Origin of the sequence: Stenotrophomonas sp. Bg11-02 (assembly GCF_002836635.1) — a bacterium.
GTDB lineage: Bacteria > Pseudomonadota > Gammaproteobacteria > Xanthomonadales > Xanthomonadaceae > Stenotrophomonas > Stenotrophomonas lacuserhaii.
In genome coordinates this window covers 131,509-154,409 of the sequence record NZ_PJAY01000067.1, presented here as the reverse complement: position 1 = coordinate 154,409, position 22,901 = coordinate 131,509, and the positions used below count along the sequence as shown (strand labels likewise).

Annotated in this window: 18 protein-coding genes, 2 tRNA genes and 1 pseudogene; 12 read left to right on the top strand and 9 right to left on the bottom strand. The window is 67.5% G+C overall.

The window, feature by feature from the left end:
- Window positions 1–67: 67 nt before the first annotated feature.
- The 3 genes from CXG43_RS15775 to CXG43_RS15765 all read right to left on the bottom strand — a co-directional run bounded on the left by CXG43_RS15775 (window position 68) and on the right by CXG43_RS15765 (window position 3,725).
- Window positions 68–1,681, bottom strand: coding sequence for an N-acetylmuramoyl-L-alanine amidase (locus CXG43_RS15775; protein WP_101100763.1), 1,614 nt, complete (start codon window positions 1,679–1,681; stop codon window positions 68–70).
- 75 nt (window positions 1,682–1,756) lie between these two features.
- Complete coding sequence (gene tsaE / locus CXG43_RS15770) at window positions 1,757–2,245, bottom strand: tRNA (adenosine(37)-N6)-threonylcarbamoyltransferase complex ATPase subunit type 1 TsaE (RefSeq protein ID WP_101100762.1); 489 nt, start codon at window positions 2,243–2,245, stop codon at window positions 1,757–1,759.
- On the bottom strand, window positions 2,238–3,725 hold the full coding sequence (locus CXG43_RS15765) for an NAD(P)H-hydrate dehydratase (protein ID WP_101100761.1): 1,488 nt from the start codon (window positions 3,723–3,725) through the stop codon (window positions 2,238–2,240). The genes tsaE and CXG43_RS15765 overlap by 8 nt, the downstream gene beginning before the upstream one ends.
- A 23-nt stretch (window positions 3,726–3,748) precedes the next feature.
- Between CXG43_RS15765 and queG the strand changes: the two genes are divergently transcribed.
- Together queG and xseA are read left to right on the top strand one after the other, a co-directional pair.
- Window positions 3,749–4,831 (top strand): tRNA epoxyqueuosine(34) reductase QueG, encoded by a 1,083-nt coding sequence (gene queG, locus CXG43_RS15760; protein WP_101100760.1) that lies wholly within the window; start codon window positions 3,749–3,751, stop codon window positions 4,829–4,831.
- Window positions 4,832–4,890: 59 nt separating this feature from the next.
- Window positions 4,891–6,234 carry an exodeoxyribonuclease VII large subunit gene (gene xseA, locus CXG43_RS15755; protein WP_101100759.1) on the top strand — a complete coding sequence of 448 codons (1,344 nt, stop codon included), beginning with the start codon at window positions 4,891–4,893 and terminating at the stop codon, window positions 6,232–6,234.
- Between the two features lie 22 nt (window positions 6,235–6,256).
- Here xseA and CXG43_RS15750 read toward each other — a convergent pair whose 3' ends face one another.
- Both CXG43_RS15750 and CXG43_RS15745 read right to left on the bottom strand, forming a co-directional pair.
- On the bottom strand, window positions 6,257–7,159 hold the full coding sequence (locus CXG43_RS15750; protein WP_101100758.1) for a M48 family metallopeptidase: 903 nt from the start codon (window positions 7,157–7,159) through the stop codon (window positions 6,257–6,259).
- Window positions 7,160–7,230: 71 nt separating this feature from the next.
- The gene (locus CXG43_RS15745; RefSeq protein WP_232767840.1) at window positions 7,231–9,111 is read right to left on the bottom strand and encodes a formylglycine-generating enzyme family protein; all 1,881 of its coding nucleotides are present in this window, start codon (window positions 9,109–9,111) and stop codon (window positions 7,231–7,233) included.
- A gap of 83 nt (window positions 9,112–9,194) precedes the next feature.
- Between CXG43_RS15745 and rnd the strand changes: the two genes are divergently transcribed.
- Entirely contained in the window at window positions 9,195–10,268 is a 1,074-nt protein-coding gene (gene rnd, locus CXG43_RS15740; RefSeq protein ID WP_101100757.1) for a ribonuclease D, read from the top strand.
- Between the two features lie 190 nt (window positions 10,269–10,458).
- Here rnd and CXG43_RS15735 read toward each other — a convergent pair whose 3' ends face one another.
- The 3 genes and pseudogenes from CXG43_RS15735 to CXG43_RS15720 form a co-directional block, all read right to left on the bottom strand.
- On the bottom strand, window positions 10,459–12,759 hold the full coding sequence (locus CXG43_RS15735) for a TonB-dependent receptor (protein WP_101100756.1): 2,301 nt from the start codon (window positions 12,757–12,759) through the stop codon (window positions 10,459–10,461).
- Window positions 12,760–12,888: 129 nt separating this feature from the next.
- A pseudogene (locus CXG43_RS19485) lies at window positions 12,889–15,422 on the bottom strand (Cache 3/Cache 2 fusion domain-containing protein).
- A gap of 165 nt (window positions 15,423–15,587) precedes the next feature.
- Complete coding sequence (locus tag CXG43_RS15720; protein ID WP_101100753.1) at window positions 15,588–15,851, bottom strand: Rho-binding antiterminator; 264 nt, start codon at window positions 15,849–15,851, stop codon at window positions 15,588–15,590.
- 106 nt (window positions 15,852–15,957) lie between these two features.
- Between CXG43_RS15720 and CXG43_RS15715 the strand changes: the two genes are divergently transcribed.
- Window positions 15,958–16,033: transfer RNA gene (locus tag CXG43_RS15715), tRNA-Ala, on the top strand.
- A gap of 48 nt (window positions 16,034–16,081) precedes the next feature.
- Here CXG43_RS15715 and CXG43_RS19315 read toward each other — a convergent pair.
- Window positions 16,082–16,252, bottom strand: coding sequence for a hypothetical protein (locus tag CXG43_RS19315; RefSeq protein ID WP_182656706.1), 171 nt, complete (start codon window positions 16,250–16,252; stop codon window positions 16,082–16,084).
- A gap of 156 nt (window positions 16,253–16,408) precedes the next feature.
- On the opposite strand from CXG43_RS19315, the gene CXG43_RS15710 reads away from it, so the two are divergent.
- From CXG43_RS15710 to CXG43_RS15675, 8 genes are all read left to right on the top strand, one after another.
- Complete coding sequence (locus CXG43_RS15710) at window positions 16,409–16,864, top strand: hypothetical protein (protein WP_101100752.1); 456 nt, start codon at window positions 16,409–16,411, stop codon at window positions 16,862–16,864.
- Window positions 16,865–17,207: 343 nt separating this feature from the next.
- Window positions 17,208–17,283 (top strand) — tRNA-Phe (locus tag CXG43_RS15705).
- A gap of 337 nt (window positions 17,284–17,620) precedes the next feature.
- Window positions 17,621–17,833, top strand: coding sequence for a ParD-like family protein (locus CXG43_RS15700; protein ID WP_042612050.1), 213 nt, complete (start codon window positions 17,621–17,623; stop codon window positions 17,831–17,833).
- Complete coding sequence (map, locus tag CXG43_RS15695; RefSeq protein WP_101100751.1) at window positions 17,830–18,597, top strand: type I methionyl aminopeptidase; 768 nt, start codon at window positions 17,830–17,832, stop codon at window positions 18,595–18,597. Before CXG43_RS15700 ends, map begins: the two co-directional genes overlap by 4 nt.
- 342 nt (window positions 18,598–18,939) lie before the next feature.
- Entirely contained in the window at window positions 18,940–19,491 is a 552-nt protein-coding gene (locus tag CXG43_RS15690; protein WP_101100750.1) for a lipocalin family protein, read from the top strand.
- A gap of 170 nt (window positions 19,492–19,661) precedes the next feature.
- A complete protein-coding gene (locus tag CXG43_RS15685; RefSeq protein ID WP_101100749.1) occupies window positions 19,662–20,138 on the top strand; it encodes an LEA type 2 family protein in 477 nt (158 codons plus the stop codon).
- Between the two features lie 57 nt (window positions 20,139–20,195).
- The gene (locus CXG43_RS15680; protein ID WP_101100748.1) at window positions 20,196–21,986 is read left to right on the top strand and encodes an acyl-CoA dehydrogenase C-terminal domain-containing protein; all 1,791 of its coding nucleotides are present in this window, start codon (window positions 20,196–20,198) and stop codon (window positions 21,984–21,986) included.
- A 218-nt stretch (window positions 21,987–22,204) separates the two neighbouring features.
- Entirely contained in the window at window positions 22,205–22,870 is a 666-nt protein-coding gene (locus CXG43_RS15675; RefSeq protein ID WP_057507973.1) for an HNH endonuclease, read from the top strand.
- The last annotated feature ends 31 nt before the right edge of the window (window positions 22,871–22,901 follow it).

Genomic DNA, 22,901 nt, shown 5'->3' with positions numbered 1-22,901 from the left:
GGTGACGACCGTTGGTCGTCACCGCTTCGCCGCTGCGCTCGCCGAGCATGGCTCGGCGCTACCGCGGCTACTTGCTGCCGCCGGCGACGGTGCTGGCCGCTTCCATCTCCGCCTGCGCACGCGCGGCGTACAGGGTTCCCGGGGGCGGCTGGCGGGTAAAGAACACATTGACGCCATCCAGCACGGCGGCGGCGATCTTGCGCTGGTACGCCGGATCCATCAGGCGGCGCTCCTCATCCGGATTGGAGATGAAGGCGGTTTCCACCAGCATCGCCGGCATGTCCGAGGTGCGCAGCACCGCGAAGTTCGCCCGTTCGATGTTCGGCTTGTGGTTGTTGCCGATCCGCTTCAGTCCGCCCAGCACATGGCTGGCAGCATCTTCGGAGGCCTTCATGTAACCGCTCTGCGCCAGGTCCAACAGCACGTTGGCCAGCGTGCCCTCGGTGCGCTGCAGGCTGACGCCGCCGATCAGGTCGGCCGCGTTTTCCTTGTCCGCCAGCCAGCGGGCGCGCTGCGATGAGGCGCCCTTGGTGGACAGCACGTACACCGACGAGCCTCGCGCAGCGCGGTTTTCCGCGGCATCGGCGTGGATCGAAATGAAGATGTCCGCCTTCGCCGCACGCGCTTTCTGTGCGCGCATGGGCAGCGGAATGAACACGTCGCTGTCGCGCGTCATGTAGGCCTTCAGGCCCGGCATCGCGTTGACCTGGCGGGCAAGCTCGCGTCCAACGGCCAGGGTGATGTCTTTCTCACGCTTGCCGCTGGGGCCCACGGCACCCGGATCCTGGCCGCCATGGCCGGGATCGATGGCCACCACCAGCGGACGCATGCCCGGCTTCATGCTCACACGCGCCACGTCGCTGGGCATGCTCGGACGCGGCGCGACCGGCGCGGTTTCCGGCGGCTGCGAGGTAGCGCCTGAAGGGGCGGCCGCAGCGCCGGTACGGGTCGGCATGGTGCCGGCGATGGTGGTACGCACCGGCGCCGGGGTCGGCTGGCCGGCCAGGATGGCGGCCGGCGAAGGCGTGGCGGCGCCGGTTCCGGCGCCGGTTCCGGCAACGGTGGCCGTGGTGGTGCTGGGCGGCGTTGCCGGTGCGGCCGGCGCAACGGCGGCAGCCGTGGCCTGCTGCTGGACCTGTGCGGTGAGCAGCGCGGTGGCCCGCGCGGCATCGCTGCGGGTCTGCGCGGCGTTCACTGCCGTGGCCGGCGGCGGGGTGGCCGCTGCCGTAGCTGCCGCAGGGATCGGCGCGCTCGCAGGCGGTGACATGTGGGCTGCCGTGGCCGGCGCATCGCCAGGCCATTCAATGACCAGCTTTGACTGCCCGCCCTGCTGCTGCATCTGCGGCTTGAACGGGGCCACGTTGTCGGCAAGGTCGAACACGACGCGGAAGGTGCCCGGCACCGGCTGGCCGGTACGCACCGCCGTGACCACGCCCTGCGCGACTGGCAGCTTCAGTCCGCGCACTGCCGAGGAGTCCGGAAAATCCACCACCAGGCGGTTCGGACCGGACAGCGCGATGGTCTTGTAGCCACCAGAACCGGCCAGCGAAATCTCGGCGCGGGTGCCGGTCGCACCGGTATCCAGGCGCACCTGGTTGATCTCACCCGCCCACGCGTCGGCACCCGCCAGGGCGAGTCCGGCAGCAGCACAGAGAGCAAGAGTTCGGAAGGGTAAGCGCATGGCTCAGGATTCAATCACTGCGCTGAACAGATTGCAAACCTTTTCCCTTAATAATCCGTAACTTTCATCAGTTTGTTACGGTCGATATACAGAAAGCGAAGCTAACTCGCCAGCTTCATGCAGTCGCTTCACCCAGGCTTCACCGGAATCGCTCAATGGAATGAGACTGGCGCGTCGGCCTTGGCCGGCCATTTCCAGTTCGAGCCGCAGATCCGTCGGCGGCAAGGCTCCTGCCCCGCGCTCCGGCCATTCCACCAGCCACAGCGAGGCGGCGCCCTCGTCCAGGCCCAGGAAGTCCAGTTCGGCCGCTCCACCGATCCGGTACAGGTCCATGTGCCAGGCCTCGCTGCCGTCGGCCAGCGGGTAGCGTTCCACCAGCGTATAGGTGGGACTGCGGATGGCACCGGTCACGCCCAGCGCACGCAACAGCGCGCGTGCGGTGGTCGATTTACCCGCGCCCAGGTCACCCTGCAGTTCAAGCAATGCCTGCGCCGGGCGGGTCGCCGCCAGCGCCTGGCCCAGCAGGTCGGTGTGCTCGGGAGTGGGGAGATGCAGTTCAAGCATGGACAGGATCCGGATTGCAGAGCCGGCGCAACGGCGCCAGCAGGTCGGTGGGAAGCAGGCCGCGCTGGCCGTCGGCAGCAGCGACATCGCCGGCCAGCCCGTGCAGCAGGGCGCCGCCGGCCGCGGCCTCGAACGGCGCCAGACCCTGCGCATGCAGGGCGGCAATGATGCCCGTGAGCAGGTCGCCCATGCCGCCGACCGCCATGCCGGGATTGCCCGCGCCGATTACGGCGGTATGCCCGTCCGGCGCCGCCACCAGGCTGCCCGCACCCTTCAAGACCACTACCGCATGGAAGCGCTCGGCCAGTGCAGTGGCCGCGGTGAAGCGGTCGGCCTGCACCGCAGCGGTGGTGGTCTGCAGCAGTCGCGCGGCCTCGCCGGGATGCGGGGTGAGGATCGCCTGCGGGAGGGCCTGCGGATCGCGCGCCAGCAGGTTCAGCGCATCGGCGTCGACCACCAGCGGCTTGCCGCTGTCGCGGGCATCACGCCACAGAGCCTGCGCCCAGTCGTCCTGCCCCAGCCCCGGCCCGATGGCGACGACGCTGGCCCGCTGCAGCAGCGCCTGCAGGTCCGCGTTGCAGTCCACCGCGTGGCTCATCGCTTCGGGCAGCCGTGCCAGCGCCGCGCCGATATGTTCGCCGCGCGTAGCCAGGCTGGCCAGGCCGGCACCGGCCCGCAGCGCCGCGTGCGCTGTCATCAGCAGGGCACCGCCGCTGCCATGGTTGCCGCCCACGCACAGCACATGTCCGGAGGTTCCTTTGTGGGCGTTGCGGCGACGCGGCGGCAACAATCCAGGCAGGCGGTCGCGCTGCCAGTAGTCGGCGGCCACGTGCACACCGCCCCATGCATCTGCAGGCAGCGGCAAGGTCGCCAGCTCGCACTGGCCGGCATGTTCCAGTCCCTCGCCGGTATGCAGTCCGCGATGGGCCACGATGAACTGCAGCGTCAGCGTGGCGCGCACCACCGCACCCGGCGCACTGCCGCGGTCGGCGTCGATGCCACTGGGCACATCCAGCGCGAATACGGGCGCAGCCTGCGCGTTGATCGCTTCAATGACCGCCTGCGCCGAAGCGCGCGGCGCCTGCCGCAGGCCCAGCCCGAACAGCGCATCGACAATCACATCGGCGCCGGGCAGGTGCCCCTCGAATGGGGTGCTGCATCCACCGGCGCGCGCCAGCTCGGCGGCGGCACGGGCACTCAGCGCGGTGGACGGCGATGTGCCCGGCAGGGTCAGCACGCTGACCTGGCGGCCGGCCTGCAGCGCATGCAGGGCCAGCACGCAGCCATCGCCGCCATTGTTGCCTGCCCCCACCACCACCGCGATGTGCCGGGCATCGGGCCAATGCTGCAGCAGGCACTGCCACGCGGCCTTGCCGGCGGCAGCCATCAACGACCAGCCGCCATCACCGGCCAGCGCGGAAGCGCGCGCATCCAATGAACGGGCGGCAGCGGAATCGAACAGAGCGGAAGGGTCCAGCATGCAGGGATTCTATACTTGCGGGCATGCATCCCGATTCCCCCCCCCTGCCCGCCGGCCTGGATCCGGCGCTCGCCGTCCAGCGCATCCGCGCCCTGGCGCGTGCGCATGGCTTCCAGCGCTGCGGCATCGCCGGGGTGGACCTGGCCGAAGACGAGGCGCACCTGGCGGACTGGCTGGGCCAGGGCCTGTACGGCACGATGGACTGGATGGCGCGGCACGGCACGCTGCGCGCGCGGCCGGCCGAACTGCTGCCCGGCACCGTGCGGGTGATCTCGCTGGGCATGGACTACAGCCACAAGGACGACACCGAAGCCTGGGCCACGCTGGCCGATCCGGGCCGTGCCTACGTCGCGCGCTACGCGCTGGGCCGCGATTACCACAAGCTGATGCGCAACCGGCTGCAGAAGCTGGCCGCGCAGATCAGCGATGAAGTGGCGCCGCTGGGTTTCCGCGTGTTCGTCGACTCCGCGCCGGTGCTGGAACGCGCGCTCGGCCGCGATGCCGGCCTGGGCTGGATCGGCAAGCACACCTGCCTGATCGATCGCCACGGCGGCTCCTGGTTTTTCCTTGGCGAGATCTACATCGACCTGCCGCTGCCGATCGACCAGCCTGCCAGCGCGCACTGCGGCACCTGCACCCGCTGCATCGAGGTGTGCCCCACCCAGGCCATCATCGCTCCACAGCGGCTGGATGCGCGGCGCTGTATTTCCTACCTGACCATCGAACACGACGGTGCCATCCCCGAGCCGATGCGACCGCTTATCGGCAACCGCATCTACGGCTGCGATGACTGCCAGCTGGTGTGCCCCTGGAACAAGTTTGCAAAGCGCACCGACGAAGCCGATTTCCGCGCACGCAACAACCTGGACCGCGCGCGCCTGGACGAGTTGTTCAGCTGGGACGAAGCGGAGTTCCTGCAGCGCACCGAAGGCAGCCCGATCCGCCGCAGTGGCCATGAGCGCTGGCTGCGCAACATCGCCGTGGCGCTGGGCAACGCACCGACCTCACCGCAGGTGGTGGAGGCGCTGGCTACCCGTAGCACGCACGATTCGGCGCTGGTGCGCGAACACGTGCAATGGGCGCTGGGGCAGCACGGCGCGGCGTGATCGCCCGCGTCCGACGTGCGACCATGGTGGCCTGATCCAGAAAGACCCGTTGAGTGCCCATGCAGCAGCGCAGCATCGATGTCCTCACTCCCAGCCAGCTCAACACGCTGGCGCGTGACCTGCTGGAAGGCAGTTTCCCGGCCATCTGGGTGGAGGCCGAACTCGGCAGCGTGGCGCGTCCCTCGTCAGGCCATATCTACTTCACCCTGAAGGACGCACGCGCACAGCTGCGCGCGGCGATGTTCCGGATGAAGGCGTCCACGCTGCGCTTCGTGCCCCGCGAGGGCATGCGCGTGCTGGTGCGCGGCCGGGTCACGCTGTACGACGCACGTGGCGAGTACCAGATGGTGATCGACCACATGGAAGAAGCCGGCGAAGGGGCCCTGCGCCGCGCCTTCGAGGAGCTGAAGGCACGGCTGGAAGCCGAAGGCCTGTTCGACCCGGCGCGCAAGCGCCCGCTGCCCGCCCACGTTCAGCGCCTGGCGGTGATCACCTCGCCTACCGGCGCGGCGGTGCGCGACGTATTGAGCGTGCTCGCCCGGCGCTTCCCGCTGCTCGAGGTCGACCTGCTGCCGTCGCTGGTGCAGGGCGATTCGGCGGCGCCGCAGATCACCCGCCTGCTGCAGGCCGCCGACGTCAGCGGCCGCTACGACGTAATCCTGCTGACCCGCGGTGGCGGCTCGCTGGAAGACCTGTGGGCGTTCAACGATGAAGCGTTGACCCGCGCGGTGGCCGGCAGCCGCACGCCGGTAGTGTCCGCGGTCGGTCACGAAACCGACTTCAGCCTCACTGACTTCGCAGCAGACCTGCGCGCGCCGACCCCGTCGGTGGCCGCCGAACTGCTGGTGCCCGACCAGCAGGACCTGGCCCGCCGCCTGCGGCGTGACGCAGCGCGCCTGCAGCAGCTGCACCGGCATGCGCTGGGCCAGGCGATGCAGCGCGCGGACCGCCTGCTGCTGCGGCTCAATGCCTGCAGCCCACAGGCCCGGCTGCAGCTGCTGCAACGGCGCCATGCCGACCTCGGCCGGCGCCTGCAGGCGGTACGCCAGCAGCAGGGGCAGCAACGTACGGCGCGCCTGCGGCATGCGGCGGCAGTGCTGCGCGGGTTCCATCCGCAGCGCCAGCTGGAAGGCCTGCAGCGCCGTCTGCTGGCCCTGCGCGGTCGCCCGCAGGCCGCAATACAGCGCCAACTGCAGAACGACGCGCTGCGCCTGCGTGGACTGGCCCGTTCCATGGAAGCGGTCAGCCCGCTGGCGACGGTGGCCCGTGGCTACAGCATCCTGACCCGTACCGACGATGGCCAGCTGGTCCGCAGCGTGAGCCAGGTCCAACCCGGCGACGCACTGCAGGCCAAGGTCGGCGATGGGGTCATCGACCTGCAGGTCACACGCACCCGGTCCTGACGGCCGCTGGCCGTCCTCCGCCCTACTGCCCCGCCTGCTCGCAGAACCGCTGGCGGTATTGCATCGCCTTGGGCATCAACGCCTGCAGGTTCTGGATGCGCGTGCCCGGATTGGGATGGGTTGAAGAGAACTCCGGCTGCGACTGCCCGCCGCTGGCCTGGCCCATGCGCTCCCACAGCGGCACTGCCTCGCGCGGATCAAAACACGCCGCCGCAGCCAGCATCAGGCCCACTTCATCGGCCTGCGTTTCATGGCCGCGCGCATACGGCAGCAGGTAGCCGTAGCCCATCGCCGCCATCACCATCTGCTGCTGTTGTGGGTCCATGCCACTGGCCGCACCGGCCATCTGGCCGATCTGGGTCAGCTTCTGCTGGGCCATGCGCTGCGCACCATGGCGCAACAGCGCATGGGCGATTTCATGCCCCATCACCACGGCCATCGCATCGCGCGTCTGCGCCACCGGCACCAGCCCGGTATACACCGCCATTTTGCCGCCCGGCAGGCAGAACGCATTGGCCTGGTCGGACTGGATCACGTTGACTTCCCAATCGAACCCGCGCGAGAAATGTCCCGGCTTCAGCCCATGTTCTTCAGCCAGCGCGGTTTCCACCACGTCGACCTTGGCAATCAGCCGCTGGGCGATCTCACGCACGTCGCGCGACACCTGCGCATTCGGGTCCAGCGGCCGCTCCTGCGCCAGGATCTCCTGGTAGGCCTGCAGGCCCAGCGCCTTTTCCTGATCCACGTCCAGGGTGCTGTCGATCAGCACCGACTCGCCGGTGTATGGATCCACCGACCGGTTGGAAAACCAGTAGAACGCGGCGTAGCCGGCGAAGGCCAGCAGCACCAGCCAACGGACATTGCCGAACAGGCCGCCGCGGCGCGGGCCCTGCTGCGAAGAACGGGAGAACGGATCGTTGCGCATCGATATGCGTCCTGGCCAGGCCCGCCGGGGCCGGCGGGTAACGGCTCATCCTAGCCCAGATGGCGTGCAGCTCAGATGCCGCGCACAAGCCGGAAGCCGATCCGCCCGCTGGTGGTGTCCGAATCCTGCGATTGCCGCCATGCCGCGCGGGTCTGTTCGGGGGCATTGGCCCAGTTGCCACCGCGGATCACCCGCGCGCGGCAGCCCGGATTGAACCAGGCCGCGCCATCGGACGGCGCACGCCGGTAACTGGCGTGCCAGCAGTCGGCGACCCATTCGCTGAGGTTGCCACCCATGTCATGCAGGCCCCAGGCATTGGGCTTGAACATCCCCACCGGCGCGGCGCCCCAGTAACCGTCGCCGTAGCCGATGAAGGCGTTGGCCCAACGCCGCCCGGTGGGCGAAACGTCCAGGCTGCCGGTGAAGTTGCCCGAGTCCGGCGGCGGCACCCCGGCCTCGCCCCAGGGATAACGGCCCGACGCCCCCGCGCGCGCCGCGTATTCGAACTCGGCCTCGCTCGGCAGCCGGTAGGAGCGCCCGGTCTGCTCTGACAGCCAGTTCGCATAGGCTTCGGCGTCACGCACGCTGACATGCATCACCGGCTGGTTGGCCAGCGCACGGCCGCCGTCGTAGTCCGATTGCCAGTCGACCCCGCTGCGGCGGATGAAGTTGCCGCTGCGCTCGTCATAGACAATGGAATGGCCTCGCCGGGTAGCCCGCGGGCGGGCATTGGCGGCCTTCACGAAACGGGCGAAATCGGCCACGGTGATCTCGGTCATCGCCATCGCGAAGCCGCGCTCGAAGCGCACGTAATGGGACGGTCGCTCGGCGTCGCTGGCACCGGGTTCGTGCAGCCCGGCGCCCATCTGGAAGCCACCATGCGGCACCACTTTCATCCGGGGTCCGCGTCCGCCATCGCGCAGCGGATCACTGAACACCTGGCCGGGGCGGAAGCTGCCGTAATGCGTGGCCAGCTCGATGCGCTCGCGCAACAGCGCCACGTCCGCATTGCCCGGCAGGGCGATGCGCATGGCCTGCTCCAGCTTCTCGCCGGCCGCCTTCAGGCCCTGTGGGGTGGCCAGATCCCGCAGCCCCTGCGCACGCAGCGTGGCCAGGGTAGCTGCACGGATCGCCTCGATCCGCTCGAAGGCATCGGCGATGGTCGTGGCGGCATCGCGCACCTTGCTGGCTTCGGCCAGCCAGGTGCCTGCGGCGGCGAAATCCCCGGCCCGTGCGGCGATCTCGGCCCGTCCGATCAGACCACTTTCGGCTGCTGCCAGGCCCTGTCGCGCACGCATGTTGTCGGGGTCCAGAGCGAGCGCTTCGCGGAAGTTGACCAGAGCGCCGTCGCCATCCTCGCCGATCCGCCCGGCGCGCAGGTCGTCTTCGCCGGCACGGTTGAACGCCACCGTGCGCTGGGCCACTTCCACCTGCCGCTGCAACGCACGCGCCTGCTCGCTGTCCGGGGCAATGGTCAGCAGTACCAGTGCGATCTGGGCCGCTTCGGCCAGTGCCATGCGCTGCTGCTGCGGTTGTGCCAGCAAGGTCCTGGCCTGCACCAGCAGTTGCCGCTGCGCGCGCTGCAGGCCATCGCGGGCGCGACGATCCTGCGGATCCTGCTCCAGCAGGGCCAGCCACAGCGGAATGGCCGAATCGCTGGTTTCAAACAGCTGGCCCTCACGCTGGGCCTGCTCGGCCCGGCGGCGCGCATCGGCGCGCTCGGCAGGGTCGATGGTCACAGGCGGCGGCGTCCAGCGCTGCACCGTTTCGGCTTCGTCCTGGCCGCCGATAGTCACCGTAGCTTCGCCACCGGCCTGGGCATCCTGCGCGCGCGGCGCCGGCTCGGCCGCTGTGGCAGCGGGCGCGCGTGGCGCCGGCGACGGCTCACCGCAGCCGGTCACCCCCAGCAGGCACAGGGCGGGCAACAGCAGGTACGGGCGCGGCAGACGCAAAACCAACTCCTTCAGGCCGGGGGTGCGGGCCGACGTTAGGCTATTCTCCCCTTCCTGAGCAAACGCGAGAAGTCGAACGCCCCGTGGCAATCTGGATCAACACCCCCGCAGAACTGCAGGCGCGGCAACAGCTGCGTCCCTCCCGCATCGGCCTGGACACCGAGTTCATCCGCGAGCGCACCTTCTGGCCGCAACTGGCCCTGGTGCAGATGGCCGTCGGCGATGAAGTCCTGCTGATCGATCCGCTGATCCCGGGCATGCCCGAGGCACTGGCGCCGTGGCTGACCGATACCTCCATCATCAAGGTGATGCACAGCGCCAGCGAAGACCTGGTGGCGTTCAAACACACCTGCGGCGTGCTGCCGCGGCCACTGTTCGATACCCAGATCGGCGCTTCGCTGGCGGGAATCGGCGGCGGCATGGGCTACCAGAAGCTGGTGCAGGAAATCACCGGCGTGGCACTGGCGAAGGGTGAAACGCGCTCGGACTGGATGCGCAGGCCGCTGTCGGATGCGCAGCTGCAGTATGCCGCCGACGACGTCGAGCACCTGTTCGCACTGCACGATGCCATCGTGGCGAAGCTGGAAGCGCAGGATCGCCAGCAGTGGCTGGCCGACGATGCCGAGCACCTGCTGGCCAGCGTGGAGCATGACGAAGAGCGCTGGCCCCACCTGGGCATGCGCTCGGCGCAGTTCCTGGATGCACCGGCGCAGCGCCGGCTGCTGCGCCTGCTGCGCTGGCGAGACCAGCAGGCACGTGCCAGCGACCGCCCGCGCAGCTGGATCCTGGACAACGAACTGGCCGCTACCCTCGCCCGCGTCCCGCCGGTGGACGAAGCGGCGCTGGGCAAGGTGTTCGACCAGTTCCCGAAGGCCCCGCGCAAGCTGGCAGGGGCGGTGTGGCAGGCGTTGACCACGCCGTTGGACGATGAAGCCGATGCGCCGCAGCTGCTGCAGGCTACCGATGCCAACAAGCAGGCGTTGAAGAAGCTGCAGGAAGCGGTAGCGCAGGTGAGCCAGTCACTGGGCCTGCCCGATGGCGTGCTGGCTTCGCGCAAGCACCTGGAAAGCTACCTGGGAAGCCGCATCTGGCCGGCCCCGCTGGCCGGCTGGCGGCAGCAGGTGCTGGAGCCGAAGCTGCAGCCGCTGCTGCCCTGACGGACGGTCCCCGGTGGGTGACGACCGCTCCACTGGTGGGTGACGACTACCCCACTGGTGGGTGACGACCGTTGGTCGTCACGCTCTCCGCGCCAGATCCTAAGCGGTGACGACCAACGGTCGTCACCCACTAAGCGAGCGCCACCGCAGCAGGCAATGACGGCCAGCGGCCGTCACTACCGATGCCGCGTTACCAGTTCATGTTCAGCGAAACACCCACGGTGCGCGGTTCGTTGTACACCGCTGCCATGTAGTTCTCGATCACGCCCTTGAGGTTCTTTTCATTGGTGATGTTGCGCGCGAACAGTGCCACCTCGTAGGCGCCGTAGCCGCCGGAGTAGCCCAGTTTCAGGCCGCCTTCGAAATCACCCTTGGAGTTGAATTCGGCCGTGTCGTACAGCACGAAGCTGGTATAGCCCTGCTTGTTCCAGTCAGTCGACACGAATACCGTGCCAGCGTCGCTCACCGGGAAATCGTAGCGGGCCGCCAGGTTGATGCCGTACTTCGGCGCGTTCGGCAGCGGATTGCCGTCGATCTGCGCGAAGGTATTGGCACCGACCTTGATGGTCGGGTCGTTCACGCTGCATACCACCACGCCGTTCAGCGCACACACCTGTGCGTACACCCGGTCATCCTGGATTTCGCTGTGCAGCAGGCTCACGCCCGCACTCAGGGTCAGGTTCGGAACCGGGCGCAGTTCCATGTCCGCCTCCAGGCCGTAGGCGCGTGCCTTGTCCGCATTGAACAGCACCCCATTGCCATCCGAATCGTTGCCGTTGAGCTGGATGTCGTTGACCTGGTAGGTGAAGGCCGTCGCGTTCAAGCGCAGGCGATTGTCCCACAGCGTGCTTTTGACGCCGGCTTCCCAGGACAGGATCGTCTCCGAATCGGCCGTGGTGAAGTCTGAGTTGAACACCGCCGAGCGGCCCTGGATGGTCGGTCCGCGGAAGCCGCGCGCGACCTTGGCATAGACGCCCACCTGGTCGTTGATCTGGTACATCGCGCTCAGGTCCCAGCTCGGCGTGGTGTCGCTCATCTCCACGTCGGTGCGGCCACGGTAGGTCACCGCACCGGCTGCGGTGTCGGCGGTCTTCAGCAGGCGGGTGCGCTTCTCGTCGCGGGTCTGGCGAAGGCCCGCGGTCAGCGTCAGCTGGTCGGTGGCCTTGTAGCTCAGCTGGCCGAAGCCGGCGACAGAGGTATTGGTATTGCGCAGGCGCACCCAGTTGTTGGGATTGCGCGCGGCGCCCTGCAGGAACCAGCCGCGCTGGTAGAAGTCGGTGATATCGCGGCCATCGAAGTAGAACAGGCCTGCCTGCCAGCTCAGGCGATCATCGCCCATGCTGGCCAGGCGCACCTCCTGGGTCCACTGGTCGAGATCGCGCACCTGGCCCATCGACTGGCCGAACCCATTGGGCACGCCATTGACCGGGAAGTTGGCGGCCGCGCCGCCATCGGTGTCGCCGCGGCTGTAGCCGGACGTGGTCTCGTAAGCAGTGATCGAGGTCAGTTCCACCGCGCCGAAATCATAGGTCGCCTTGAGCGAGCCACCGTAGGTCTTGTAGGCCTGCGGGTTGTTGGCGGCCTCGTCGTAGGCTACGCGGTCGCGGGCGGCGATCGGCTGGTTGGAGCCCTTGACCATGCCGCCGCGCAGGAACAGCGTGGAGGTTCCTTCATAGTCCCGCGCATGCGCCGAGGCCAGCACCGAGAGGTTTTCGGTGGGGGTCAGCAGCAGCTGCGCGCGCACGTTGCGATCGTCGAAGCCACCCATCGCATCCTTGCGCGGCGCCATCGTGCCATCGGCGCTGGCGCCGGCGTAGGTGTTGTCCACGTAATCATCGCGATGCTGGTACAGCGCAGACACGCGGAACGCCGCCACCTCGTTGATCGGGCCGCCCAGGCCGGCATCCACGGCGACGCTGTTGTTGGTTCCGTAGCTGGCATTGACCCGGCCGCTGGCGTCCTGGCTCGGCTTGATGCTGTCGAACTTGACGATGCCGGCGGTGGTGTTGCGACCGAACAGCGTGCCCTGCGGTCCACGCAGCACCTCGATCTGGTCCACGTCGAAGACCGGGTTTGACTTCAGCACCACGTGTTCCAGCACCACGTCGTCCTGGATGATGGACACCGGCTGGGAGGCACCCAGGTAGAAATCGATGTTGCCAAGGCCACGGATGTAGAAGCGCGGGAAGATGCGCCCGGTGGTGGTCTCGGCATAGAAGCCCGGCACTCGGCCGGACAGCGCCAACAGGGTGTCATCGCCGCCGGCGGTGTAGTCGCGCAGCTGCTCGCCCTGCACCACGCCGACCGACACCGGCACGTCCTGCAGGTTCTGCTCGCGGCGTTCGGCGGTCACGGTGATGGCATCCAGCGCAGTGGCGCTGGTCGGGGTGGCAGCCTGCTGCGCGAAGGCCGGGGCGACCAGGCCCACGGACAATGCGGCGCATGCCAGCGCCAACGGATGACGACGGAAGATTCGGTGGTTCAGATGCATGTACGGGACTCGAAGGAGCGTCCGTGCGGCCTGCGCGAGCCGGGCGGATGAGGAAATCAAAGCGCGCAGGCGCACAGTATGGCGGCCACGTTTCAATCCCGTGGCAGCCCCTCCCGCGTACCGCCCTGGTTACGCCGCCACCACCGTCCCACGCGCCAGCACGAAGCGCGCTGCGGCTTCGCGCAGCGACGCGGCCTGGGCGGTCATCGACTGCGCCGAGGCCGAGGTTTCCTCCACCAGCGCCGCGTTCTGCTGGGTGACCCCGTCCATCTGCACGATGCTCTGGTTGACCAGTTCGATGCCGGCGGCCTGCTCGCGCGATGCCGACGCAATGCCACCGATCGCCTCACCCAGTTCGCCCACCGCGGTTACCACCTGCTGGATGGTCTCGCCGGCCTGCGCTGCCAGCGCACTGCCGGTGCCGACCTGCTCCACCGATTCGTCGATCAGCCCCTTGATCTCGCGCGCCGCCTGCGCCGAGCGCTGCGCCAGCGTGCGGACTTCACTGGCGACCACGGCAAAACACGCCCTTCCTCACCGGCGCGGGCCGCTTCCACCGCCGCGTTCAGCGCAAGGATATTCGTCTGGAAGGCGATGCCATCGATCACCGTGGTGATGTCGGCGATGCGCCGCGAGGACGCTTCGATAAGGCGCATGGTGCGCTCCACCTCGGCCACCGCGTCACCGCCCCGGGATGCCACGCCGGTGGCCTGCACCGCCAGCTTGTCTGCGCGTACCGCGTGGTCCGCGCTCTGGCGCACCGCTGCGGTCATTTCTTCCATCGATGCGGCCGACTCTTCCAGGTTCGCTGCCTGCTGTTCGGTCCGGCGTGACAGGTCTTCGCTGGCCGAGGCGATTTCCGCCGCCGCCGCCGACACACCATCGGCCGAGCGCTGGATGCCGGCGATGATCGTGCCCAGGCTGGTCACGGTCTGGTTGGCGTCATCGCGCATTTCGGCGAACACGCCCTGGAAATCGCCTTCGATACGGCTGCGCAGGTCGCCCCGCGCCAGGTTGCGCAGCAGGTCGGACAGCGCCGCCAGGTTGTGGTCGGCCGTGGTCATCAGGGTGTTCAGTCCTTCCACCATGAGCCGGAAATCGTTGTCGAATGCTTCAGCGTCACCGCGCGCGCTGAAATCACCGGCTGCAGCAGCCGCGACCAGACGCTTGATCTCGCCGTTGATGGCCTGCAGGCGGGCGCGCACGCCGTTGACCGACGCACTGATCCGGGCCTTCTCGCCGGGCAGTTCCTGCATCGACGCCGACAGGTCACCGGTGGCGTACTCCTGTACCAGCTCGACCATCTCCAGCGTGGTGCGCACGTGGGCATCCACCAGCGCATTGGTGCCTTCCACCATGCTGCGGAATGCTCCCTGGAACGCGTGGGCATCGATGCGGTGGCTGATGGTGCCTTCGGCGTGGTGCTGGGCCATGCGATCCTGTGCGGCGGTAACGCTGCGCAGGGTCGACTGCATCTGCCGCATGGACGAAAGCAGGCGCCCCACTTCATCCGGGCGACGCTGCGGGATCTCGCGGTCCAGCCGGCCCGCTGCCACGTCCAGGGCCACCTGTTCGGCCTGCTGCAGGGGCCGGGCCAGCAACCGGCGCATGGCCAGCACGGTCGCGCCGATCACCGCCAGCAGGGCCAGTGCGGAAATGCCGGCGATCTGCAGCAGCAGCGTGCGCAGCACGTCCTGCAGCACCGACACCGGCTCCATGCCCAGCACCATCCAGCGCCACGGCGCGTGCGCCTGCGCGGAAACGAAGTAGCCGCGGGTGTCCTTGCCATCGGCGCTGCGCACCTGCAGCGTGGCCGATGCCCGGCGTCCTTCCAGCAACGCCTGCAGCAATGGCAGGTCTTCGGCGACCACGCGCTCGCTGATCCTGCCGCCTTCACCGGCGGGTGCGGCGATCACCTTGCCGAAGCCCTCGCCCGGGCGCGTATCGATGGCCATGAAGTAGCCGTCCTTGCCCAGCGTGGAATCATGCAGGCTGGCCTTCAGCGCGGCCAGCCCGGCCGACTGGTCCTGGCCGACGAAGGCGATGCCGACCACCGCACCGGCCGCATCCTTCAGCGGCATGTAGTGGGTCATGTAATCGGTGCCGAACAGGTGCGCCGGGCCACTGAAGGCTTCGCCGGCGATGATCTTCGAATACGCCAGGTGGGCATGGTCCAGCCTGGTGCCCAGCACGCGTTCACCGGCGGCATTGCGCAGCGAGGTCGCCACCCGCACGAAGTCATCACCATCGCGCACGAACACCGTGGCCACACCGCCGGTAGAGGCGGCGAAACGATCCACCGCCGCGTCATCCAGCGCCAGCGGGCTGCCCCCGAACATCAGTTGCGGAGCGACCTGGCCGGCCACCTCCACGCTGCGCGCGGTGTCCACGGCGGCATCGCCGGCCGGCAGCGAGGCACGGAACAGTTCGGCCATGTGCGCGGTGCTCTGGCTGAGGCTGCGGTCGTACAGCGCCACCGAATCCCGCATCAGGCTGGCCGAGGTATCCAGCCCGGCCTGCACGCGCGTCTGGTAGCTGGCGGCGGTCTGCCGGTAGATCAGCAGGGCCAGCAGCACGAAGGCCGCCGCAGTGATGGCTGCAAGCAGGATCGCCAGACGGGAGGAGATGGACAGCGTGGAACCGGTGGCGGCAGAAGTCGTCATCGAGAGGCACTTGATAGGAAGGGGGAACGCGTTGGGCGTCACACTTTTATCGGCACCGAAGTGGTCCTCTTTAGCCCCGGTCTGGCTAAATTTGCGCCATCGTTCAGTATCCAAGCGATTGATTTGCCGCGCATTGGGCGTGTAAGCGGTTACATCACCGGAGGGTCAACACGAGAGGACGACCCGCCCAAAACCGCTCCCGTCGTCCAGCGCGCTGATCGCGTGCAGGTGATCCAGCCGAAGGTCACGCACGCCATCGGCGCATTCCAGGCGCAGGAATTCTTCCTTGGCCGCTGTACTCACGGTGGTCAGCGCGCGCCCCTCCACCTGCGTGCCATCGGCCAGCTCCACCCGCAGGCGAAGGCGGCGCAGGCAGGCGATCTCCAGATGGTCGTGCAGGTCACAGGAAATCGGGCGGTAAGGTTCCATCGAATTTTCCCAGCGGTTGCTGCGCAGGCGCGTCGATGCCCCACTTTCTCTCCGCACGTGCGGGCTTGGCAAGCATCGGGCAGTTGGATAGACTCAGTTCCACTGTGGGGCCATAGCTCAGCTGGGAGAGCGCGTCGTTCGCATCGACGAGGTCAGGAGTTCGATCCTCCTTGGCTCCACCACGAATTGAAACGAAAAGCCCCGGGATCGCTCCCGGGGCTTTTTTTCGTTCAGGCCGGCTCGCCGCTGCCGTCCTTCCGATCGGGCTTCTTGGTGTGGTCATCGCGGACCTTCTGGTCCTGCTGTCCCTGGCGCTGCTTGGCCACGTCGTCCTGGCGCTGGTCCTGCTGGCTTTCCTGTACGCCGGCGCGGTCTTCCTGCTCGTTGTTTTCGGTACCCATTCTGCGTGCCTGCTCGTTGTGGTGTGTCGTGGCACTCCACGCTATCGGCGGCGCCGTGATGTGCAGATCACGAGGCCGTGGCCACCCGTTCAGCGTGGTTGGCGCTGTCACCTGCGCGCGGCACAATGGCGGTCCACACTGGCACAAGGATGTCCCATGCGCTTCGCCCTGCTGCTCCCTGTCCTGCTGCTCAGCGCGGGCTGTGCCCACCGCAGCGTCACCGCCCCGCCGATGACGGCCGCTGGCCTGATCACCCCGGCCGAAGCCGTGCATGCCGCCAACGATGATCCGCGCAACGGTATCAGTGGCACCTTCCTGGTCACCGTGCGCAATATCGACCTCACCGGGCACGGGCTGTACCTCAACAGCGAAACCGACTATCGCCACCAGGCCAACCTCACCGTGTGGCTCGCACCCGACCAGGCCGATGCGCTGCGGGCACAGCTGGACAACCTGCCACTGGAACGCCTGGTCAACCGCCGCCTGCTGGTGCAGGGCACGGCGCGCCGCGCGAAGATCGTCTTCAGCACGGATGGCATCCCCAGCGACAAGTATTACTACCAGACCCAGCTGCGCCTGAACGACCCGCGCCAGGTCCGCTTCGCGCCCTGAAACTGCTCTTTCCAGCTTGACCACCCGCTTGCCGAAGTTGCGTCCCCGCATCGCCAAGGCCTCGGGGTAGTGACGGCCGCTGGCCGTCATTGCCGGTCACGGCCAGCAGCGGCAGCACCGCATCGAAGACCTTGCCGCCCCACTTTTTTCGAGTAGACGTCGATGTCTGCCAGAACGGCTGCACCCATGCATGCTGCCAACAACGAAGGATCAAGCACTTGCGCGCGCAGCCGCGATGCGGAGACACCATTGTGAAGTTTTTTATTCAAAAAGCTTGCCCAAACCGCGTGAGCTCCGTAATATGCGCCTCCTCGGCAGCGACATCGCTGCCAACGAAACAAGTGGCCGAGTAGCTCAGTTGGTAGAGCAGGGGATTGAAAATCCCCGTGTCGGCGGTTCGATTCCGTCCTCGGCCACCATAGTTTTCGAAGGGTCTGCAGAAATGCAGGCCCTTTTTTTCGCCTGTTGCGCCGGCTCTGCGCGGATGGGCAGCGCGGCCTGCATTCAAATGCCGTCACATGGCGTCGTCGCTCAGTGCGCGTTCGTCATCGTAGTGGATCGATCCTGCAGGTAAGCGGCAGCTGCACCACCCGGCATTAATTCGTGCGCGGGCTTTCGAGCTCTCTCAGCCGCCGTTCGAGGCGTTGGAAGCGCCGTGATGCGAGCACGCAAGCGGCCTTGTCAGCCTGCAGGCGTCGCCTTGCAAGGCATATACGCAGCATATACGATTCGTATAACTTCAAAAGAGTTCCCCCCATGGGCATCGTCAACATCGACGACGAACTGCACGACCAGCTTCGCCGCGCCTGCACCGTCAGCCATCGCTCCATCAACGCCCAAGCCAACTTCTGGATCAAGATCGGCATGCTCTGCGAACTGCACCCGGAACTGAGCTACCAGCAGATCGTCGCCGAGCAGCTGCGCAGCGCCGGCGTGCAGACGCCGCGGCTGGCCGAGCGACACACATGAGCAAGTCCGCGCAGGAAATCGAACTGATGGCGCAATCCGGCGCGCTGCTGGCCCAGGTGTTCGACCACCTGGACACGCTGGACCTGCGCGGCCGCAGCACGATGGACATCAACGACCTGGTCGAGCGGATGATCGTCGACGACCTGCAGGCGCGTCCGGCCAGCAAGGGCCAGTACGACTTCCCGTTCGTGCTCAACGCCTCCATCGACGACGTGGTCTGCCATGGCGTGCCTTCTGCCGATGACGTGCTGCGCGAGGGGCAGATCGTCAATCTGGACATCACGCTGGAAAAGAACGGGTTCATCACCGATTCCAGCACCACCTATCTGGTCGGCGAGGTGCCCTACCCGGCCCGGCGGCTGGTGCAGGCTACTTACCAGGCCATGTGGAAAGGCATCGCCGCAGTACGTCCCGGCGCACATACCGGCGATATCGGCCATGCCATCGCCCGTTTCGCGCGCGAACAGGGCTATACCGTGGTCAAGGAATACTGCGGCCATGGCATTGGCCGTGAAATGCACGAAGAACCGCAGATCCTGCATTACGGCCATCGCGGTACCGGCGTGGAGCTGCAGGAAGGCATGGTGTTCACCATCGAACCGATGCTCAACCAGGGCAAGGCCGCGATCCGCCACCAGCCCGAGGCGTGGCCGGTGCATACCCGCGACGGCAAACTCTCCGCCCAGTTCGAACACACCGTGGCGGTTACATCCACCGGCATGCGCGTGCTGACCTTGCGCAAGGGCGAGCGCGCACCGAAGTAACGGCTTCAAGAGGCAGCCCCGCCGGGCCGGTTTCCCGCGTGTCCCCGCCCTGGGCGACGACACGCAGCAGCCTTTGGATCAGGCCGGACCGAACCCGCGGGTGGTCTTCTTCTCGTTCTTGTCCGCCTTCTTTTCCTTGGCGGTCTTGGCAGGTTTCTTCTTCTGCTCTTTCTTCTTGTCCAGACCCTTGCTCATTGCAGACTTCCTTTTGTCGGTAGCGACGGCGCGAGCATGCCACATCTGCCAGCTGCCAAGGCGCCGGGACGCCTTTCGCGACGTGCTTCACGTCACCCTCGGCGCGGCAACCGCTAAGCTCGAGCGGTCGCCACACGAGCCATGCCGATGCCAAACCTGCGTACCCTTCGCCGCGCCTGTGCCCTTGCCCTGCTGCTGCCGCTGGCCAGCCTCGCCCACGGCGCCGAACCGGTGCGCGCGGTGGCCGCGCTGGATATCGACCGCTATGCCGGGCAGTGGCACGAAATCGCCCATCTGCCGGTGTCCTTCCAGAAGAAATGCGTCGGCGACATCACCGCCACCTATGGGCTGCGCAGCGATGGCCGCATCTCGGTGCTCAACGGCTGCCGCGTGGAAGACGGCACACGCATCCAGGCCGAAGGCGTCGCTCGCCCGGTAAAGGGCGAACCAGGTCAGCTGGAGGTCCGCTTCGCCCCGGACTGGCTGTCCTGGGTGCCGCTGGTATGGGCCGATTACTGGGTGATCGCACTGGACCCGGACTACCAATGGGCGGTGGTCGGCGAGCCGGACCGCAAGTACCTGTGGATCCTGTCGCGCTCGCCGAGCATGCAACGCGGGCAGTTCGAAGCGCTCAAGGCGCGCGCCGAAGCGATGGGCTACGACCTGGCCCCGTTGAAGGTGCTCGCGCCACTGCGCTGATCCGCCGGCCGCGCCGCGTGCTGCCCAGGCCCGCCTGACGCCCCCGTGCCCGCACGCTGCCACTGGCAGCGGCGCGCGTTAATCTCTGGCGTTCAGGTGAATGCCTGTGCACGCCACCATACGCCGTAGTATCTTTCTCCCCACGCACCCCTTACGCGAGGACCTGCGCCATGCTCCGCCGCTTCCGTTCCATCCTGATCGTCCTGTCCGTCCTCGCCCTTGCCGCCTGTGGCGAAAAGGTGGTCAAACGCGTTTCCGAACCGGCCAGCAGCCTGCAGCAACTGACCGTCAACGCCGATGGCAGCTGGAAGGTGGCCCTGCGCCTGCAGAACTTCAGCTCCATGCCGATGCGCTTCGATGACATCGCCCTGAAGCTCTCGGTCGGCGATGCCGAGGCCGGCACGCTGAGCGCCAAGCCCGGCGTATCGATCGGCGGCACATCGGCCGATGTGATCGAACTGCAGCTGCAGCCAGCCGCACAGGCCCGCCTGATCGTGGCCGACGCACTGGCCAGCAACCACACCCTGGCCTATACGCTGGAAGGTTCGGTGTCGGCCACGCCGGAAGAGAAGAAGCAACGCACGTTCCAGATCAACAACCGCAGCACCCTCAACCACGCCCCGGGCCTGCCCGGCGTGTTGCGCTGAGGCGAGCACCGTCATCGCCGCGCCACGCCCCCGCCCCCTGATCGAGATGCTTCAACGATGAGCAGCTATACCGCCCCGCTTTCCGACCTGCGTTTCGCCCTGCACGACGTGCTCAAGGTCGAGCCGCTGTTCGCCCGCCTGGGCTTCACCGACGCCACCGCCGACGTAGTGGATGCCGTGCTGGAAGAAGCCGGCCGCTTCAGCGCCTCGGTGCTGGCACCGCTGAACAGCGTGGGCGATGAAGTGGGCTGCGTGCTCGACCAGGCCAGCGGCGAGGTCACCACCCCGCCCGGCTTCAAGGCGGCCTATGACCAGTTCGTGGAAGGCGGCTGGACCGGCCTGACCGCCTCGCCGGAAGTCGGTGGACAGGGCCTGCCGCACACTCTGGGCGTGCCGCTCAACGAGATGATCAACGGCGCCAACCTGGCCTGGGGCAACTTCCCACTGCTCTCGCATGGTGCGATCGAGGCGCTGAAACAGCATGGCGAAGCGTGGCAGCACGAGGCCTTCCTGAAGCCGCTGATCGAAGGCCGCTGGACCGGCACCATGTGCCTGACCGAACCGCACTGCGGCACCGACCTGGGCCTGTTGAAGACCAAGGCCGAGCCGAACCCGGACGGCAGCTACCGCATCACCGGCACCAAGATCTTCATCACCGCCGGCGAGCACGACCTGACCGACAACATCGTGCATCTGGTGCTGGCCAAGCTGCCCGACGCGCCCCCGGGTGCGAAGGGCATTTCGCTGTTCGTCACCCCGAAGTTCAAGGTCGACCGCGAAGGGAACGTCGGCGAGCGCAACGCACTGCGCTGCGGTTCGATCGAACACAAGATGGGCATCAAGGGATCGGTCACCTGCGTGATGAACTTCGACGGCGCCGAAGGTTACCTGGTCGGCCAGCCGCACAAAGGCCTGCAGGCAATGTTCACCATGATGAACACCGCACGCCTGGGGGTGGGCCTGCAGGGCATCGGCCTGTCCGAGCGCGCCTACCAGAACGCGCTGAAGTATTCGCGCGAGCGCCTGCAGTCGCGTTCGCTGAGCGGGGCCAAGTTCCCGGACAAGCCGGCCGACCCGATCCTGGTGCACCCGGACGTGCGCCGCATGCTTCTGACGATCAAATCACTGGTGGAAGGCAGCCGCCTGCTGGCCCTGCACGCGGCGACCCTGATCGACGTGGCGCACAGCGCGCAGGACCCGGCCGAGCGCGAACGCGCAGACACCCTGGTGAGCTTCCTGACGCCTATTTCCAAGGCATGCCAGACCGAATGGGGCATCGAGAACACCTACAACGCGCTGCAGTGCTTTGGTGGCCATGGCTACATCCGCGAACACGGCATGGAGCAGCTGGCCCGCGATGCGCGCATCACCACGTTGTATGAAGGCACCACCGGGATCCAGGCGCTGGACCTGATCGGCCGCAAGACCGCCTCCAGCCAGGGCGCGGGCCTGAAGCTGTTCCTGGCCGAGATCGAAACGTTCGCCAAGGCGCATGAGAGTGATGAGGCGCTGGCGGAGTTCATCGCACCGCTGCGGGCGAAGGCTGCCGAATGGGGTGGGCTGACGATGGACGTGCTGAAACGCGCGGCCGCCAACCCGGATGAGCTGGGTGCCGCCAGCCACGATTACCTGTTCTATTCCGGGTATGTGGTGCTGGCGTACTGGTGGGCCCGCAGCGTGGCCGCAGCCGATGCCAGCAGCCAGACGGCCGCGTTCAAACAGGCCAAGCGGGAGACCGCGCGGTTCTACTTCGCGCGCGTGCTGCCGCGCACGCTGGGCCACGCCGCCGCCATCCAGGCCGGTGCGGATTCGCTGATGGCGATGGACGAGGCGCGCTTCGGCGCCTGAGCGGGGGAAGGGCGTGACGACCAACGGTCGTCACTACCGGGAGCAGTGGTAGCGCCGAGCCATGCTCGGCGAGCGCAGCGGCGTGACGACCAACGGTCGTCACCCACCAGGGCTGGCACTCACCAGAACAGGAGCATGGCGGCCAGCGGCCGTCACTGCCGGGTTCGGCGTCGGGGAATACACAAAATGCAAACATTCGGGTATAAGCTGTTATCCCGATGGAGACAGACACTACACGCTTGGGTCTGATCACTACCGGAGCTGCCTTTCCCGCTCCGGACGCCGGGTCATCGCCCGAGCCCAGCCCCCTGCACCGCCCCGGCAGCGTCCGCCTGCTTTCCCTTGATGCCCATGGCCGGGTCCTTGACTGGATCAACTGGCAGGATGCCTCCTGCCTGTATGCACGTGGCGCAGTGGCCTGGACCCTGGGCGACCCCTGCCTGCACATCCATGGCGGGACCAACCGGCTGAGCGGGCTGCGCAGCGGCCTGGACCTGCATCCGATCATCGCCACGCGTGGCCATGCGCGTTCCCGCGCCCCCGACCCCACCCCCAACCTCACCAACGCCGCGCTGTTCGCGCGGGATGCGCATCTTTGCCTGTACTGCGGCCAACAGCATTCACGACCGGTTCTCACCCGCGACCACGTGATGCCGCTGTCCAAGGGCGGCCTGGACGTCTGGGAAAACGTGGTCACCGCCTGCTTCCACTGCAACTCGCGCAAGAGCAACCGGACCCCGCAGCAGGCGGGAATGCCCTTGCTGGCCGTGCCTTTCCGGCCGAGCTGGATCGAACACCTGATCCTCTCCAACCGCAATATCCTGGCCGACCAGATGACGTTCCTGAAGGCACAGCTGCCGAAGAAGTCCAAGCTTTCCGCGTGAATCCGCGTGCACCAAAACTCACTGCGCGATC

What these genes read in the sequence shown, in the direction of transcription:
- CXG43_RS15675 (WP_057507973.1), top strand. Translation starts at nt 22,205, where the DNA reads ATGGAGACAGACACTACACGCTTGGGTCTGATCACTACCGGAGCTGCC.
- CXG43_RS15750 (WP_101100758.1), bottom strand. Translation starts at nt 7,159, where the DNA reads ATGCGCAACGATCCGTTCTCCCGTTCTTCGCAGCAGGGCCCGCGCCGC.
- CXG43_RS15775 (WP_101100763.1), bottom strand. Translation starts at nt 1,681, where the DNA reads ATGCGCTTACCCTTCCGAACTCTTGCTCTCTGTGCTGCTGCCGGACTC.
- CXG43_RS15765 (WP_101100761.1), bottom strand. Translation starts at nt 3,725, where the DNA reads ATGCTGGACCCTTCCGCTCTGTTCGATTCCGCTGCCGCCCGTTCATTG.
- queG (WP_101100760.1), top strand. Translation starts at nt 3,749, where the DNA reads ATGCATCCCGATTCCCCCCCCCTGCCCGCCGGCCTGGATCCGGCGCTC.
- CXG43_RS19315 (WP_182656706.1), bottom strand. Translation starts at nt 16,252, where the DNA reads ATGGGTACCGAAAACAACGAGCAGGAAGACCGCGCCGGCGTACAGGAA.
- CXG43_RS15710 (WP_101100752.1), top strand. Translation starts at nt 16,409, where the DNA reads ATGCGCTTCGCCCTGCTGCTCCCTGTCCTGCTGCTCAGCGCGGGCTGT.
- CXG43_RS15735 (WP_101100756.1), bottom strand. Translation starts at nt 12,759, where the DNA reads ATGCATCTGAACCACCGAATCTTCCGTCGTCATCCGTTGGCGCTGGCA.
- CXG43_RS15700 (WP_042612050.1), top strand. Translation starts at nt 17,621, where the DNA reads ATGGGCATCGTCAACATCGACGACGAACTGCACGACCAGCTTCGCCGC.
- CXG43_RS15685 (WP_101100749.1), top strand. Translation starts at nt 19,662, where the DNA reads ATGCTCCGCCGCTTCCGTTCCATCCTGATCGTCCTGTCCGTCCTCGCC.
- tsaE (WP_101100762.1), bottom strand. Translation starts at nt 2,245, where the DNA reads ATGCTTGAACTGCATCTCCCCACTCCCGAGCACACCGACCTGCTGGGC.
- xseA (WP_101100759.1), top strand. Translation starts at nt 4,891, where the DNA reads ATGCAGCAGCGCAGCATCGATGTCCTCACTCCCAGCCAGCTCAACACG.
- CXG43_RS15720 (WP_101100753.1), bottom strand. Translation starts at nt 15,851, where the DNA reads ATGGAACCTTACCGCCCGATTTCCTGTGACCTGCACGACCATCTGGAG.
- CXG43_RS15690 (WP_101100750.1), top strand. Translation starts at nt 18,940, where the DNA reads ATGCCAAACCTGCGTACCCTTCGCCGCGCCTGTGCCCTTGCCCTGCTG.
- CXG43_RS15680 (WP_101100748.1), top strand. Translation starts at nt 20,196, where the DNA reads ATGAGCAGCTATACCGCCCCGCTTTCCGACCTGCGTTTCGCCCTGCAC.
- map (WP_101100751.1), top strand. Translation starts at nt 17,830, where the DNA reads ATGAGCAAGTCCGCGCAGGAAATCGAACTGATGGCGCAATCCGGCGCG.